The organism is Xanthomonas hawaiiensis (genome assembly GCF_031834635.1).
Lineage (GTDB): Bacteria > Pseudomonadota > Gammaproteobacteria > Xanthomonadales > Xanthomonadaceae > Xanthomonas_A > Xanthomonas_A sacchari.
This window is the reverse complement of sequence record NZ_CP115873.1, coordinates 1,136,575-1,152,854: the sequence shown is the minus strand read 5'-3', so window position 1 is coordinate 1,152,854 and position 16,280 is coordinate 1,136,575. Positions and strand designations below refer to the sequence as shown.

8 protein-coding genes are annotated in these 16,280 nt (G+C 69.8%); 1 reads left to right on the top strand and 7 read right to left on the bottom strand.

The features are described 5' to 3' along the window. Positions 1 to 18: 18 nt before the first annotated feature. The 7 genes from PG878_RS05120 to PG878_RS05090 form a co-directional block, all read right to left on the bottom strand. The gene (locus tag PG878_RS05120) at positions 19 to 1,269 is read right to left on the bottom strand and encodes an efflux RND transporter periplasmic adaptor subunit (RefSeq protein ID WP_209032039.1); all 1,251 of its coding nucleotides are present in this window, start codon (positions 1,267 to 1,269) and stop codon (positions 19 to 21) included. 147 nt (positions 1,270 to 1,416) lie between these two features. Next, positions 1,417 to 2,358 (bottom strand): glycerophosphodiester phosphodiesterase family protein, encoded by a 942-nt coding sequence (locus PG878_RS05115; RefSeq protein WP_209032038.1) that lies wholly within the window; start codon positions 2,356 to 2,358, stop codon positions 1,417 to 1,419. Positions 2,359 to 2,377: 19 nt separating this feature from the next. Then, the gene (locus PG878_RS05110) at positions 2,378 to 5,287 is read right to left on the bottom strand and encodes a TonB-dependent receptor (protein ID WP_209032037.1); all 2,910 of its coding nucleotides are present in this window, start codon (positions 5,285 to 5,287) and stop codon (positions 2,378 to 2,380) included. Between the two features lie 259 nt (positions 5,288 to 5,546). Beyond that, positions 5,547 to 6,200, bottom strand: coding sequence for an HAD family hydrolase (locus PG878_RS05105; RefSeq protein WP_209032036.1), 654 nt, complete (start codon positions 6,198 to 6,200; stop codon positions 5,547 to 5,549). Between the two features lie 301 nt (positions 6,201 to 6,501). Continuing rightward, the gene (locus PG878_RS05100; protein ID WP_209032057.1) at positions 6,502 to 11,391 is read right to left on the bottom strand and encodes an alpha-2-macroglobulin family protein; all 4,890 of its coding nucleotides are present in this window, start codon (positions 11,389 to 11,391) and stop codon (positions 6,502 to 6,504) included. 503 nt (positions 11,392 to 11,894) lie between these two features. Next, positions 11,895 to 12,911: a nucleoside hydrolase gene (locus PG878_RS05095; RefSeq protein WP_209032035.1), complete on the bottom strand. Its 1,017-nt coding sequence runs from the start codon at positions 12,909 to 12,911 to the stop codon at positions 11,895 to 11,897. A gap of 69 nt (positions 12,912 to 12,980) precedes the next feature. Then, positions 12,981 to 15,200: a TonB-dependent receptor gene (locus PG878_RS05090; protein WP_209032034.1), complete on the bottom strand. Its 2,220-nt coding sequence runs from the start codon at positions 15,198 to 15,200 to the stop codon at positions 12,981 to 12,983. Between the two features lie 409 nt (positions 15,201 to 15,609). On the opposite strand from PG878_RS05090, the gene PG878_RS05085 reads away from it, so the two are divergent. After that, positions 15,610 to 16,254 carry a hypothetical protein gene (locus tag PG878_RS05085; protein WP_244663485.1) on the top strand — a complete coding sequence of 215 codons (645 nt, stop codon included), beginning with the start codon at positions 15,610 to 15,612 and terminating at the stop codon, positions 16,252 to 16,254. Positions 16,255 to 16,280: the final 26 nt, after the last annotated feature.

The following is a 16,280-nucleotide window of genomic DNA, read 5'->3' as shown; positions in this document are numbered from 1 at the left end:
GGATGTCTCCTGGTGAAGCTAGCGTAAGCGCAAAGTGGCGTCAGCATTCCACTGGCTGGTATCGGACAGCACGACACGGTCGCCGGCGCGCAGGCCGGCACGGACTTCGATGCGGTCGCTGGAGGCGGCGCCAAAGCGCACGCGGATGCGCTGCGCGGTATCGCCGCCGTCACGCAGCACGAACAGGCTGCCGGCGGCGTTGGGAACGGCCAGCGCCGGGCGCGGGATGCTGACCACGTCGCGCAGCGTGCCGAGCACGATGCGACCGTCCACCGACAGGTCTGGGCGCACGCCGGGCGGCAACGGCGGCGTCAGCCGCACATCGACCACCACGCTGCCGCTGCGCACCGCCGGATCGATCCGCGCCACTTGCCCGCTGACCACACCATTGTGCGTGTCCACGGCCACCGGCAGGCCTTCGATCACATCCTTGGCCAGAACTTCGGGCACCTGCAGGCGTGCCAGCAGATCGTCCGGGCGCGCCACCCGCGCCAGCTTGGCGCCGGCCTCGACGCGCTGGCCCGGCTCCACGTCCACCTGCTGCAGGATGCCGTCGCTGCCGGCGCGCACCTGCAGCGAGTCAGCCTGTTGCGTGGCGATGGCCAGCGCACTGGCGGCCTGCTCGCGCCGTGCCTGTGCCGCGCGCAGCTGCGCAGCCATGTTCTGCCGGAATGCGGCGACGCGTTTGCGTTCGATGTCGGCACGTCCGCGTTGCTGCGCTTCGACGATCTGGCTCTGGGTCAGGTCGATATCTGAGATCGCGCCGCCATCGTGGCCGCGCTGGTAGGCCTTGGCCTTGATCTGCGCGATCTGCAACTCGGACTCGGCCTGCGCCTGCAGGGCCTGCTGGTCGAGCAGTTGCGAGGCCAGCGCGGCGTGCAGTGCGGCAAGGTCGGCATCGGCGGCGACCAGCGCGGCACGGGCGCGGTCCAGGCCGGCCTCCAGTTCGGGATTGGCCAATTGCAGCAGCGGCGTCTCGGCCTGCACGCGCGCGCCGGCCTCGACCAGTTGCTGTTGCACGGTGGCTGGCGCCCCTGCGGTGATCCAGCGGATCTGCCTCGGCACCAGCACGCCGTTGGCGCGGACCTCGCGACGCATCTCGCCGCGCGTGGCCGCATCGATCCACAATTCGCTGCGTGCCACCCGCGGTGCGGCGCGGCCGCTGCCGAGCAGCGCCACGCCCAGCAGCACCACGCAGACGGCTGCCGCCACCAGCCAGCGGCGTCGCTGGCGCCAGAACGAACGGTTCGGTGATTTCGCGATATCCATGCCTGCTGTGCAGCAGGCGGCATGCCAATCGTCGAACCGCGCTAACGCATTGAATTACTTATGACGCGATCGCGACGCCTGCGATCGCGGCGTCCGCAAGCGGTCGCGCACCGACCGATTCCGGACAGTGGCGCGGCCGGGCGCGGGTCAGGGCGTTTCCAGCGACGCGCGATAGCGCAGCAGCGCTTCCGGTTCGTCGGTCTGGAACGCGCCGATGCCGGCGCGGTACAGCCGCCCCCACACCGCCTCCGGATCGCGCACCGCATCGGCATCGCCGCCGACGTCGGCGACGAAGCCCTCCCACAGCGTGTTGACCAGCAGCCGCACGTGCCGCTGCCTGGCCAAGGCCGCCACTGCCGGTAACTGGGCCAGGCGCATCCGCGGCAGTTCGATCGCCACCGGCACCACCTTGCCGTCGGTCTGGGTGCGCACGGTCTGCACCAGGTCGTCGGTGCCGGGCGGGTTGAGCAGTACCGGGGTGAAGTTGATCCGGTCGAACGGCGGCATCGAGGCCAGGTCCTGGCTGGCGACGCCGACCTCGGTCTTGACCACCACCTGGCGCTCCATGCCGGCGCGGCGCACCGCGTCGACCACCTCGGCGTAGATCGGCGCCTTGACGTCGAGGTTGAGCATGATCCGGCCCTTGGCCGCGGCCAACATCTGCTGCAGGGTCAGCGGATGCTGATCGGTGAGCGGCGCATCGGCGCCGCCCTCGTCGTCGCGCAGGCGCAGCCGCGCCAGTTGCGGCCAGGTCAGTTCGGCGACCTTGCCGGTGCCGTCGGTGGTGCGGTCGACGGTAGCGTCATGGAACATCACCAGGGTGCCGTCGCCGGCGCGGCGGATGTCGGTTTCCAGCATGTCCACGCCCAGCGCCACGCAGCGCTCCAGGCCCAGCAGCGAGTTCTCCGGTGCGTGTCCGGGAAAGCCGTGCGCAGGCGCGGGGTTGTGGCAGCCGCGGTGGGCGACGACGAAGATGCCGCCGTCGGGATTGGCCAGGCGCGCCTGGATCGGGGCGATGGCGGCGACGGCCGGGGCCGTCGCGGTCAGCAGCGCGGCAATGACGACACCGCGCGAGAAAAGCAGATTCATGGAAGGTCTCCGGCAACGGTCACAGCGACGGGGTGAAGCGCAGGCCGAGCCAGTAGGTGGTCGGCATCGAATAGCTGTCCTTCAGCAGGTTCTCGCCGGGGCCGGTGAGGCTGGTGAGGCGGCTGTGGGTGACATTGCTGATCTGGCCGACCACGCTGAGCTGCTTGCTCACCGCCCAGGTCGCCGACAGGTCCAGCTGCGAGCGCGGCGCCCAGTACAGGTCCTGCCAGGCGATGTTGCTGACGATGGCGCGCAGCGCCTTGCCCTGGCGGTTGTAGGCCGCACGCAGTTCCACGCCACCGACGGTGTAGAACAGCGAGGCGTTGGCGGTGTAGTCCGGCTGCCCGACCAGGCGATCGACGGTGCGCTGGCTCTGCACCAGGTTGGGCGCGCTGCCGCTGGTGAACGGCACGTCCATGCCGCCATCGAGCAGGGCCAGGTTGGCGCTGGCGCCCAGGCCGGACAGCGCCGGCACGCCCGGGAACAAGGTGTTGAACACCGCGCTCAATTCCAGGCCGCGCACGTGCGCCTTGGCGGCGTTGGCTGGGGTGCTGATCAGCACGTTGGAATAGGTGGTGCCGTTGAAGCTGAACTGGTCGGTGCGCGAGAGGGTGAAGATCTCGTCCTGGATGCGCTTGTCGAACAGCGCCGCGGCGAGCATGCCGTCGAAATCGTCGGGCAGGCGCCACTCCAGCGACAGATCGAGGTTGGTGGACACGCGCGGCTTGATGTCGGGGTTGCCGATGGTGACGGTCACGCCCTGCGCGTTGGGATTGCCCATGTCGCTGCTGTTGACGAAGCCGATCGAGGTGCGCGCGGCGTAGGCGTCGTAGGGCGGACGGCCGAGCGTGCGGCTGGCGCCGGCGCGCAGGTCCAGGCGGTCGTTGACGTGGTAGGTCATCACCGCCGACGGCAACACCTTGACATAGCGCGACTCGGTGGGCGCATCGACGTAGACGTAGCTGCCGGTGGCCGCGTCCAGTTGCCGCTGGCGGCCGACGGTGGACTGGTCGGTATGGTCGTAGTGCAGGCCGGCTTCCATATCGAAATCGTCGGTACGATAGCCGACCAGGCCGTAGGCGCCGAAGATCTCCTCGCGGTGGCTGAAGTTGTCCTGGTTGCTGAAGGCGCTCTGGTCGGTGCGGTTGAACGCGCTCAGCGGGGTGGCGCTGAGGATCTGGTTGGCCTTGTCCGGATCGATCGCGATCAGGTTCAGGCCCAGGTAGCGCATCGGCGCGTTGGACGGCGCCAGCACGTCGGCGATCTTCAGCGGCGGCGCGCTGCGGTTGGGCTGGTATTCCACGCGGTAGATGTCGAAGCCGGGCTCGTCGCGGGTGTAGCTGAGGCCGCTGCCGAAGCCGAAGCCGCGGTCCATTTCGCCGCGGTTGAAGGCGTAGTCCAGGCGCCCGGTGAGCACCTTGTCGCGCGCATTGCGCTGGTAGTCGGGGCGCCAGTACAGCAGGCTGTAGTTGTCGTAGTTGTAGTACGACTGCGCCGACATCGGGAAGCGCTGGTTGAGCGCTGAGGTGTCGTAGTTGAACCCGTACGCGGCCGTCGGCACCACGGTGACGCCGGGCCCGGTCTGCCCGGTGGGCACCGCCGCCGGGCGCTGCGCGCCGGTGACGTACTTGATCATCTTGATCGGCTCGGCATAGGTGGCATCGGACCAGGACGCGCGCGCCGACAGCACCTGCCGGTCGTCCGGGCGCCATTCGAAGCCGGTCTGGCCGAGCTTGGTGCGGGTGGTGGTGATCTGGTTGGAGTAGCCCACTTCCACGTCGCCGACCGGGTAGGTGCCGCTGGTGGCGGTCTGGTTGTAGACGCGGTTGCGGTTGCGCGGATCGAGGATGATCTCGTTGCGCTCCATGTTGTCGCGGAAGTAGTAGTAGCCGGCCATGGCGTAGGCCTGCAGGGATTCGCTCAACCGTGCCTCGAACTTGCCGGTGAGACCGTAGCGGTCGCGCTTGTCCATCACGTACCAGTACTTGTCCTGCTGCGGCACGGCCCAGCCGTTGCCCAGGTTGGTGCCGCTCTGCAGTACGCCGCTGTTGTCGTAGAACCCGTAGTGCACCGTGTCGGTGGTCATGTGGGTTTCGGTGTAGCTGCTCAGCGTCTGGTAGTTGCCGGACAGGGTCAGGCCGTACTGGCCTTCGCTGCCGAAGGTGCGGCTGCCGGTGGCCAGCAGGCGGTAGCCCGGGTCGTCCTGGTCGCGCGGCTTGCCGACGTCGTTGGCATGGCCCAGCGAGGCCTCGGCGGTGAAGAACGGCTTGCCGCCGTTCTCGAACGCGCTGCGGGTCTTGAGGTTGATCGCGCCGCCGGTGGCGTTCGGGTCCAGGTCCGGGGTGAAGGTCTTGATGACCTGCAGCTCGCTGACCATCGAGGCCGGCAGGATGTCCAGGCGCACGCCGCGGGTGATCGAGCCGAGCGTGCCGTTGGGCGTGCCCGGCGAGGCCACCGTCAGGCCGTCGATGGTGACGTTGTTGTAGGACGGGCCGAGGCCGCGCAGCACCGGGGTGGCGGCTTCGTCGCGCGGGTGCTCGTTGTCGGTGGCCGGCAGCACCGACAGGCCGGGGATGCGGCGCAGCGCCTCGACGATGGTGGTGTCCGGCAGCGCACGCACGTCGGTGGAACTGACCACGTCGGTGATGTTGGTGGCCGCGCGCTTGCTCTCGATCGCGGCGGCATTGGCCTTGCGCACGCCGGTGACCTGCACGCTGGACAGCGTGGTGGTGCCGTCGTCGCTGGCGGGATCGTTCGGCGCGGTCTCGGGCGCGGTGGCGCCCACGGCCGGTGCGGTGGCGGCGGCAGCGCTGGCGTCGGCGGCGAGCGTCGCCGTGGTGGACGCGGCGTCCTGCGCCAGCGCGGCCTGGCAGCTGGCGGCGAGCGCGCAGACGATCAGCGCGCGGCGCCGATGGGTGAGTGGTTGCATGGCGATGTCCCCTGGTTGACCGAATTAAGTAACTTAAAGTTCGTTATTTAATCCCAGGGATATGACGGAGCGATGGCGGCCAGCGGAAAGCCTGGCGACACCGCCCGTCCGACGGTGACCATGACGTCTTCATCCGGCATCGGCGAACGGCCGGCCGCGCGCAGGGCGCGGTTCGCAGCCCATGGCATCGCTGCGGCGCAACGGCGCCCGCACCGTGATCGCCAGGGCGCGGCGCTGGCCACGGCGCGGCGGGGGCGGATCAGGGCGCTGGCGCGCGCGGCGGCAGCAGGCCCAGCGCGGCCAGGTCCTCGCGCAGGGTGGCGGCGTCGCGGAACTGCAGCGCGTGCATGCCGGTGGCGGCCGCGGCGTGCACGTTGCGCGGCGCGTCGTCGATGAACACCGCACGCGCCGGTTCGATCGCATAGCGTTCGCACAGCAGCGCGAAGATCGCCGGATCCGGCTTGACCAGGCGCTCCTCGCCCGACACCAGCATGCCTTCGAACCACTGCAGGAACGGATAGCGTTCGCGCGCGATCGGGAAGGTCTCGTGCGACCAGTTGGTCAACGCGTACAGCCGCACGCCGCGCCCGCGCAATTCGTCCAGCACCGCCACCGTGGCGTCCAGCGCCCCGCCCAGCATCTCCGGCCAACGCGCGTGGTAGGCCGCGATCATCGGCGCATGCGCCGGATGCAGCGCGCTCAGTTCGGCCACCGCGTCGTGCCACGGCCGTCCGGCGTCCTGGCGCTCGTTCCACTGCGGGCTGCAGACCTCGCGCAGGAAGGTTTCCATCGCCGCCTCGTCGTCGAACAGGTGGCGGTACAGGTGGCGTGGGTTCCAGTCGATCAGGACGCCGCCGAGATCGAACACCACGGTGTCCAGGTGGGGTGCGGCAGGCGGGGAGGATGCGGGCATGACAGGCTCCAGGAACGAGAGGGGGACGCAGCGGCGGACCAGGCGTGCGGTGGCGACGGCGCGATGGGTGCGGCGGTCATGGTAGCCGTCCCTTCTGGCTGACATTGCTGGCCGGCGCACCCTCACCCCCAGCCCCTGGAGGGAGTTTGGTGCGGCGTTGCTGGTGGGGTTCCCTGGCGGTCGGACCCTCACCCCCGGCCCCTCTCCCGGGGGGGAGAGGGGAGGTTGGTGCGGCGTTGCTGTTAGGCGCCCCTGGCGGTCGGACCCTCACCCCCGCCCCTCTCCCTGGGGGAGAGGGGCGTCAGGACTGTACGACGTTGATCGTGCCGGGGTTGCTGCGCCCCACCCCGCGCAGGTCGGGGCGGTACATGTCCTCGACCAGCGACGGCGGCACCGTGTAGGTGCCCGGAGTCACCGCGCGCACCAGGTAGAACACCTGCGCCTTGCTGCCCGCCGACAGGCTCAGCGCCGCCACATAGCGGTCGTCGCGGAACTCCTCGTGCTTGACGTCGGCGGCGTTGGAACGGTCGCTGATCTCGATGCCGTCCACCACCACGTCGGCCCACTGCTTGGCGTCGCCCAGGTTGAAGTTCTCGATCTCCAGGCCGGCCGGCAGCAGGTCGGTCAGCAGCGCGTCGGGCATGCTGGTGTCGGAGGTGATGGTGACGCGCACGATCAGCGCCTCGCCTTCCTTCAGCGGCTGCGGCGTCCACGGCTTGCCGTCGGTGCCGTAGAAGCTGCGCTCCACCTTCAGCGTGCTGTCGTCGGCCGCCGGCGGGGTGCGCGGCACGCCGGCGATTTCCAGGCTGGCGTACAGCGGCGGCTGGCCCTGCGGCACGAAGTGCACGCCGCGCGCCAGCTCGGCCTCACCGAACTGGCGGCCGAAGGCCTTGGCCGGGGCGATCGCCTCGCTGCTGTCGCCGATGCTCAACTGCCCGGACACCTGCGCGGTCTGGCTGTTGAGCAGCGCCTTGCCCATGCGCGCCAGCGCCACTTGCTCCTGCGTGCTCAGCCACAGCCAGCCGCCACGGCGGCGCGCGTCCAGCTCGCGGCCCAGCGCCATCACCCGCGCGTCGTACTCGGGCTTGGCCAGGCCGCGCTCGTGCAGCAGCGCGACCATCAGCGCGTCGTCGCGGACCACGCTGCCGTAGTCGCCGAAGTAGCGCGGCCGGTCGGCGCTGTCCTTGGCGAAACCGGCGGCGATCGCCGCCTCGCCGCGCTTCTTGTCGCCCTGCAGCGACAGCGCCACGCCCAGGTGCACCAGCGACAGGCCGGTCAGCGCCTTGCTGCGGTCGTTGTCGTACAGCGCGCGCAGCGTGCCCAGCGGCGCACGATTGACCCGCGCCAGCACGTAGCCGGACCAGGCCTGGTTGGCGAACTTCAGGTTCTCGCGGCGGTCCTGGCCGTAGAAGTTGTTGCCGCCGGACAGCAGGTCCTCGCTGAGCCGGTTCAACGCCTTCTGCAGCACGTTGTCGGGCACCGCGAAGCCGGCGTCCTTGGCGTCGAGCAGGAACTCGGCGATGTACGGGGTCAGCCCCGGATTGACGTAGCCGTCGTCGCCCCACATCGAGAAGTGACCGCTGGAGACCTGCATCGACGCCAGCCGCCCGAACGCGCCTTCCATGCGCGCGCGGCGCGTGGCCGCATCCAGGCCCTTGACCCCGAGCAGGCGCGCGGTGGCGTCGTCGAGCAGCAGCGCGGCGTAGCCCTTGCTGGTGGTCTGCTCGGCGCAGCCGTAGGGGTACTCCAACGCGCCCTGCAGGGCGCTGGCGAACGGGATCGGCGGCAACGCGCTGACCAGCATGCGCGCGTTGACCGAGCCGGCCATCAGGCCTTCGGCATCGCCGGCGCCCAGGGTCACCGGCGCTAGCGTGTCCAGCACGCGGGTCTGCGTGCGCAGCACCGACGGCCACGCCGCACGCACCGGCAGGTCGTAGCGGCGGTCGGCGGCATAGCCGTTGCCTTCCACGCGCACCCGCACCTTGGCCACCGTATAGCCTTCCTGCGCCACCAGCGGGAAGCTCAGGGTGGCCTTGCCGTCCTTGCCCAGCTTGGCGCTGCGCGCGTTGTCGGCGATCGCCAGCGGGCCTTCGCCATCCACCCGCACCTTGAACTCGCCCGGCTGGCCGGTGAAGTTCTGCACGTCCAGGGTCACGGTGCTGCGGTCGCCCGGCGCCATCACCCGCGGCATGCTGGCCTCGGCCACGATCGGCGCGCGCACCAGCGTCTCCACGTCGCGGTTGCCGTAGCGTTCGTCCGAATAGACCAGCGCCGACACGCGCAGGGTGCCGTTGAAGTCCGGCACCGGCAGCTGCACGCGGGCGTTGCCCTTGGCGTCGAGCTGCACCGGGCCGGAGAACAGGTCCACGGTCTGCACGCGTGCGGTCGGGCGCTTGGCCTGCGGCAACGCCGCCAGCGCCATGTCGCCGCCGAAGCGCAGCTTGCCGGTGCCGCCCTCGAAGCTCTCGATGACCCGGCCGTAGATGTCGTAGGCGTCCACGCCCAGGCGCCGCTGCGCGAAGAACTGCGCGTTGGCGTCAGGCACCGGGAAGCGGGTGATGTTGAGGATGCCCACGTCCACCGCGGAGATGGTCACGTGCGCCTGCTTGCCGGCCAGTTCCGGCACGCTCACCGTCACCGGCAGCGGCTGCTCCGGCCGCATCTGCTTGGGCGCGACCAGGCCCACCGCCACGCGCCGGGCCTTGCGGTCCATCGGCACGTGGGCCACGCCGACCGCGCGCGCCGGGGTGATCTTGCTCGGCGCCGAACCGCCGCGGAACACCAGCGCGGTGACGTAGACGTCGTGGCGCTCCCAGTCCTTGGTCACCGGGATCTCGAAGCGGCTGCCCGGCTTCACGTCGATGTCCTGCACGTACAGCATGCGGTCGCTCTCGACCATCAGCAGGCCGGGGCCGGCATGCGGCGGGGTCAGGGTGACCTTGAGCGTGTCGCCGGCCTTGTAGCCGGTCTTGTCCAGCGCCAGCTTGACCTTGTCCGGGCGCGCGTCGAGGCCGCGGTTGTCGTCGTTCCAGCTCCAGCCGGCATGGAACGGATAGCGCGTGGTCAGGCCGGTGGCCGGGTCGAACACGTCCACCCGGTACTCGCCCCACTCCACCGGGAAGTCGAACTTGGCGGCGCTGGCGCCGGCATCGACGGTGAGCGTCTGCTTGTTCTCGAAGCGGCGGGTGAAGTCATAGTCCCAGCGGTTGTCGGTGAACGCCCAGTGGTAGTCGCGCAGCTCACGCACCAGGGTCACCTTCAGGCCCTTGGCCGGCTGCGGCCTGCCCTGCGCATCCACCCGCATCAGTTCGAAGCGCGCATTGGCGTTGGCGTCGGCGCCGTCCTTGTCGTCGAACAGCGGGCGCACGCCGACCAGCGCCGGCGCCGGCCACAGCACGCGCTTGAGCGTGCGGGTGACGGTGCGGCCGCCGGTCTCGTACACGCTGGCCGAGACCAGCGCGGCGATGGTGCTGGTCGGCTTGGCCTCGTCGGGCAGCGCCAGGTCCTCGCTGAGCTTGCCGTCGGCACCGAACTCGGTATCGACCACGTCCTTGGCCTCGCGCGGCAACTGCAGCGTCGGGTCGCCGAAGAAGTAGCCCGGCAGCGCCTCCACCGGATGCTGCTCGACCGCCACCGCCAGCTTGGCGGTGAAGCGGTTGCCTGCGGCCGGCGCGCCGTACAGGTAGGCGGCGGTGGCCTGCAGCTTGAACGGCTCGCCCGGCTTGAGCGTCTTCTGCGCGCTGTCCAGGTCCAGCTTCATGCGCTCGGGCAGGAACTCCTCGATGCGCAGGGTCATGCCCTGCACCGCTTCCTTGCTGGTCGGGTCGGTGCGGAACTCCACCTGCCAGCGCCCGGTCGGCGCATCGGCGGGGATCAGCTGCTCGAAGCTGAAATAGCCCTGCTCGCCCGGCTGCAACCGGGTCTCGCGGAAGATCTTGCCGTCGGGCTGCTTGAGTCGCAGGAACACCGGCTGCGCGCCCTTGCCGGTGGTCGGCACCGGCTTGCCGTCGTTGTCGCGCAGCAGCGCCGACACCCGCACGGTCTCGCCGGGGCGGTACAGGTCGCGGCCGGACCAGGCGAACACGTCGAACCAGGCGTTCTCGCGCCCGGCCACCGCGAACTCGCTCAGGTCCAACGCCGGCTGGTTGAACGGCAGCATCGACAGGTCGGTGCCGCTGCGCGCCACCAGCACCTGGCCGGCATCGAGCGTGTAGTTCAGCAGCGCGTTGCCGTTGTCGTCGGTCTGGCCCTTCAGGAACAGCTCGCCGTCGGCGTTGAGCACGCGCAGCTCCACCTTCTTCAGCGGCTCGCCGCTCTGCAGCGAGGCGGTGTGGACGAACAGCTTGTCCTTGTAGGCACGCGCGTGCAGGCCGATGTCGCTGACGGTGAAGAAGGCGGTGTCGTACTCGTTCTCGAACTTGCCGGGGCGGCGCAGCACCGCGAAGTACAGGCCGGGCGCCTGCAGTTCCTTGATCTCCTGGATCGGCAGGTAGGTCAGCGCCCGTTCGTTCTTGTCGCCGCCGAGCACGAAGCGGTTGGCATAGACCGAGTCGGCCAGTTGCGAGATCGGCGTGTGGTCGCCGTAGTCGCTGTCCAGTTCCCAGGTGCCGCGGCGCCCGCCGCGCTGGTACTGGGCGAAGAACGCCGGCAGCGCGCTGTCCTTGACCCGCATGAACTCCACGTCCACTTCCGGCACGTTGAGCGAGACCACCGGCAGGCCGCGGCTCTCGCGCGCCGGCAGCACGCTGCCCTGCGAGGCGAAGCCGACCGCCGGGGTCAGTTCGCCGGTATAGACCTTCTGCTTGAGCGGCTTGCCCAGGCGGCTGCCGTCGGCGGCCAGCAGGTCGGCCGAGATCACCACGGTGTAGTCCTTGGCCGCCTCCACGTAGGGGTAGCGCAGGGTCTTGCCGTCGTCGGACAGCGACCAGGCGCTCTCGTCGGTGCCGACCTTCTCCTCGAAGCGCAGCAGCTTGTCGAAATCCTGGGTGCCGACCAGCGGCCGCGAGAACTCCAGCGCCAGCGACAGCCCGTCGCCCTTCTGGTCGGGATAGGCGCGGACCAGGCCGAAGCCCTTCATCGCTTCCTTCTGCCCCTTCACCGGCTCGCCGCTGGCCTCGGGCAACTGCCCGGATTCGTTGCGCTTGCAGCCGCCCAGCGCCAGCGCCAGGCCCAGCAGCAAGAACGTCCCCATCAACCCCGCGCGCAGGCCCGCCCAGCGCCGCTTCGAATCCGTGTGCATGCGTTCGCTCCGTGAATGTGGCGCGAGTATAAAGCGCCGGCGCGACGGCTGGAGGGGCGAAGACGCGCCATCCGTCGGCGCGTGCGCGGCAGGCCGCCGTCGGTGCAGAAGCACCTCCCGCAACCATGCCACCGATCCCGTGGAGCCCCGTAGGAGCGGCTTCAGCCGCGACGGGCATCCTTGGGAAAGCCCGTCGCGGCTGAAGCCGCTCCTACCCCCTGGATGGGTACCCGCGCGTCCTCGCCTCGAGGTCATGTGGGAGGGACGTCGGTCCCACCGCGACGGCACTGGAGGCGCCGATGGCTCCACTCGTCGGGGCTGAAGTCCCTCCCACAGGGAAGCCAATCCGATGGCCCTGCCGTTGGCACGCACGGCGCGAGCTCATGTGGGAGGGACTTCATTCCCGACTGCAGCGCAACGGATCGGCCAACTGCCCCGCTTGTCGCGACCACACGTCAGCGCAGCAACCGCTGCATGTACAGCGCGATCAGCCGCGGCCGGTCCAGCGCCAGGCACACCTGCGCATTGGCCGCAGCCCCCGGCGCGTCCGCCGTCGGCGTCTCACGGGTATAGCCCTTGTCGTCGACCACGATGCGCAGCGGCACGGTGGGGCACAGGCCCGGGTCGAGCAACTGCGCCACCGGCACCACGTCGAACAGGGTCGGGGTGGCGCTGGCCCAGGGCTGGTCGGTGTCGCGCCACTGGTAGTAAAGCTGCGCCAGCGCATCGGTCAGCGGCTCGCCATGGGCGAATAGCGCCACCCGCTCCGGCTCCTCCAGGGTCACCTGGGTGGCGTCCAGCGGCAGCATCACGATCGGCACGCCGGCGCCGAACACGCGCTGCGCGGCGGGGATGTCGGCGGCGATGTTGTATTCGGCCGCCGGCGGATTCGGCGGACGGTAGCGCGACTTGCCGTAGCCCGCGCGCACCGAGCCGCCCATCAGCACCACCTGCTTGAGCTGGGCGAAGCCGGCCGGATCGCGCTGCTGCGCGCGCGCCGCGTCGGTCAGCGGACCGAGCACCAGCAGGGTGACCTCGCCGGGATGGCGACGCGCCTGGTCCAGGATGAACTGCGCCGCATCCGGCGCCTTGCGCGGCAGCGTGCCCTTCGCTGCCCAGCGTGCCTGGCTGAAGGGGATGGTGCTGGTGGTGCGCTGCCCGATCGCCAGCGGAATGTCGTTGCGCCCGGCCTGCTGCAGCAGCCGCTGCAGCAGTTGCGCGCGCAGGCCGGTGTCGCCCCAGGCCGAGGCGATGCCCAGCACCTGCAGCTCCGGGCTGCGCAACAGCAGCGCCAGCGCGAACGCATCGTCGATGTCGTCGCCGACGTCGGTGGAGACGATCACTTTCTGCGCGGGCGCAGTGGACACGCCCGTGCCCTGCGGCGGCGCGGCGGCCGCGGGGCGCGCCGCCACGGCAGCGAAGGACGCTGTGGCCAGCAGCGCCAGCGCCGCCCACCGGATCAGATTGCGCATGCGCGTCTCCCAAAAAAGAACCGCCGGCATGATAGCCGGCGGTCGGTGGTGCAACAGCGGTGCCGCCGATCAGAAGTTGGCGCGGAACTGCGCACCGACGATGCGCGGATCGTTGATGAAGCCGGTGAGGTTGTTGAAGTCGATCGCACCGGTGGCGCGGATCTGGTTGGTGCAGTTGCGGCAGAACACCGAGACCTCGTACGCGCCGGCGCCCCAGTTGTAGCCGATCTTGGCGCCGCCCTCGAGCAGCGGCTGGCCGACGAACTCGCGCGAGTCGTACAGGAAGAAGTTGATCTCGCTGCGGTAGGACCAGTCGGTGAAGAAGAAGAACTCGGCGTCGTCGCCGACCGGGATGCCGTAGCGCAGGGTCGCGTTGCCCATCCACTTGGCCGCCTGCGGCAGCACGTTGCCGTCGATCAGCGCGCGGCCGGAGGCGTTGATCGGATCGGTCACGGTGCAGGTGCGGCACACGCCGACCGACAGGGTCGGGTCCTCGATGCGGGTCCAGTTGTAGGCGCCGCCCAAGGTCATGCGCAGGTTCTGGGTCAGCAGCGCTTCGAAGTCGAACTCGGCGCCGCGCGCCTTGGAGGCCTTGGCGTTGAGCAGGCGCACGTCGTTGGACGCGCCGCCGACCGCGGTCAGTTGCTGGTTCTTCACCTTGAAGTCGTAGACGTCGAAGCTCAGGCGCGCGCGCTTGTCGAACAGGTCGGACTTGATGCCGATCTCGTAGGAGTCCACGGTCTCCGGCGCGGCCACGGTCAGCGGCGCGGTGGCCGACGGCACGCCGAAGCTGGCGCCGCGGAAACCGCGGGCGGCGCGCCCGTAGACGTTGACGTTGTCGTTGATGGTGTAGGTGGCGCTGAAGTCGCCGGTGACCTTGGAGTTGTCGGTGCTGCCGCTGGAGGGCTGCTGCAGGGTCACGCGGTCCAGCGCGAGCACGTCGAAAGTCTTCTTGTCGTAGGTGTAGCGGATGCCGGCGCGCAGGTTCAGGCGCTCGGTGGCCGCGTAGTTCAGCGAGCCGAACGCCGCCCACGAGGTGTTGCGCTGGCGGGTCAGCTGGTAGCTGGCCAGGGTGCCGCCGGCCAGGGTGTTGTAGGTGTAGTTCTCGCCTTCCACCGAATCGTTGAAGTAGTACAGGCCGGCCTGCCAGTTCAACGGACCGGCGTACTGCGACTCGGCGCGCAGCTCCTGCGAGTACTGGTCCAGGTTCTTGATGCCGCCGGCGGTCTCCACCGGGAACGGGATCACCCCGGGGCCGGACGGCGGCGCGAACACCGCGCCGTAGCCGCCGTCGATGTCGCCGCGGCTGTAGTACTTGCCGATGCCCTCGTAGCCGGTGATCGAGTGCAGCACGATGTCGCCCAGGTCCCAGGTCAGGTTGGCGCTGCCGCCGTAGGTCTGCAGTTCCTGGGTGTTCTTGCCGTCGATGGACACCTTGTCCGGGTCGAAGCCGGCGACCAGCTGGTTGGTGCCCGGCTGGAAGATGTTGGCGCGGAACAGCCGCGCGGTGCCGTCGAGGTGGCGCGCGTGCGCGTTGAACAGCGCGCTGAAGTCCTCGCCCGGCTGGAACAGCACCTGCAGGCGCACCGCCGAGTCCATGTAGCCTTCGAAGGAGCGATTGTCGATGGTGTTGTCGACCCAGTCGCCGCGGCGCTGGCCCAGCGCCGACAGGCGCGCGGCCCACTTGTCGCCCATGGCCACGCTCAGGCCGGTTTCCATGGTCATGGTGCCGTAGGTGCCGTAGGACAGGCTGGCGTAGCCGTCGTTGGCGCCGATGGTCGGCTTGACCGAGTTGAACTTGACGACGCCGGCGGGGGTGTTGCGGCCGAACAGCGTGCCCTGCGGGCCGCGCAGCACTTCCAGGCTCTGCAGGTCGAAGATCGGGAAGCCCTTCAGGAACGCGTTCTCGGCGACCACGTCGTCATAGATCAGCGACACCGGCTGCGAGGCGTAGGTATTGAAGTCGGTGTTGCCGTAGCCGCGGATGTAGAAGCGCGGGAACACGCGGCCGTTGGACGACTCCACGTTGAGGCTGGGCGCCTTGCCGGCCAGCACGCGCACGTCCGAACCGCTGGTGGCGATGGCGTCCAGGTATTCCGGGCGCAGCACGCTGGCCGACACCGGCACGTCCTTGGAGTCCTCGGCGCGGCGCTCGGCGGTGACCTTGATCGTGTCCAGACGGGCGACCCCGTCGGTGCTGTCCGCCTGCTGGGCGGCGGCGGGGAACGAAAGCGCGGAAACGACGGCAACGGCAAGCGCACTGGCGCGCAGCGACCAACTGGCAGACATGGGAACTCCGGGGTGGGTGGGCGTAATCGGGAGCGCGCCGAGTCCTTGCCGCGCCGCAGCATAATTAACACAAAATATACAACCTGCGGCGGCCGGCGTCACCTGCTAAGGCGGGGATTTGGGATTGGGGGAGTCGGGAGTGGCAGAAGCGGGGGCTGGGGGCGGATCGCCTGCCGGCTCCGGCCGGCTTTCCTCCTCGGATTGCGGCAGCCGCTTTTCGGCGCGTCGGGACTGAAGTCCCTCCCACAGGGCATCTCGGCAGCCCCATGCACCGCCGCCGCCGGCGACTGCGCGCCGTGCCTGTTCTTGGGGGAGGGACTTCAGTCCCGACGCGCGAAGCCCTCCGGCTCCAGGCCGCGTTGGAGCACCGGTGGCAGCAACACGCTGCGACGATGCTCGATCCACGGCCATGCCGCTACAGCAAGCCCAACCGGGCAGCACGAAATCGCATCGCATCCTGCACGCCGCTTCACACAGCGACCGCTGCCGACGTCTGAAGAGCGCGCATCCGCGCTGCCCTGGAGAGACTCCGATGTTCACACCTCGATCCCTGTCCCTCGTCGCCGTGCTCTGCGCGACGCTGCTCACCTGTTCCGCCCAGGCCAAGACCTGCACCGCGGTCGACAACATCGTGGCCAGCACCGCGTCGGACACCGCCAATCGCGCCGCCGGCGGCACTGGCGGGCATGTCGGCCTGCACATGCAGGACGCCACCACGCCGCTGCCGCCCAGCGGCGCGCAGAGTCAGCTCGGAAAATCGGCGTTCGCCAACTGGGCGACGTTCCAGGGCGCCTTCGGCAAGTGGGCCGCGGCCACGACCGGCAAGCACGCCGACTGCGGCACCGGTGGCGGCGCGAAAGACATCGTCGATGCGGCCAGTGTCGGCATCACCGCGGGATGGGCCTGCACCTCCGCGGACGGGGACGGCATCTGCAGCAACTGGCGCAAATTCAAGCCGGTCAAGGTCTGCTTCTGGTACGCCAACTCGAAGGCCACGAGCGGCAAATGGCTGCTCAACACGGCCTACCCGTCGCTCAACGCGGACTGCAGCTGAGCGGTCCCGCCGCCGTTGGCAGACGG

Coding starts and splice junctions, on each gene's coding strand:
- PG878_RS05120 (WP_209032039.1), bottom strand. CDS start 1,269: ATGGATATCGCGAAATCACCGAACCGTTCGTTCTGGCGCCAGCGACGC.
- PG878_RS05115 (WP_209032038.1), bottom strand. CDS start 2,358: ATGAATCTGCTTTTCTCGCGCGGTGTCGTCATTGCCGCGCTGCTGACC.
- PG878_RS05110 (WP_209032037.1), bottom strand. CDS start 5,287: ATGCAACCACTCACCCATCGGCGCCGCGCGCTGATCGTCTGCGCGCTC.
- PG878_RS05105 (WP_209032036.1), bottom strand. CDS start 6,200: ATGCCCGCATCCTCCCCGCCTGCCGCACCCCACCTGGACACCGTGGTG.
- PG878_RS05100 (WP_209032057.1), bottom strand. CDS start 11,391: ATGGGGACGTTCTTGCTGCTGGGCCTGGCGCTGGCGCTGGGCGGCTGC.
- PG878_RS05095 (WP_209032035.1), bottom strand. CDS start 12,911: ATGCGCAATCTGATCCGGTGGGCGGCGCTGGCGCTGCTGGCCACAGCG.
- PG878_RS05090 (WP_209032034.1), bottom strand. CDS start 15,200: ATGTCTGCCAGTTGGTCGCTGCGCGCCAGTGCGCTTGCCGTTGCCGTC.
- PG878_RS05085 (WP_244663485.1), top strand. CDS start 15,610: ATGCCGCTACAGCAAGCCCAACCGGGCAGCACGAAATCGCATCGCATC.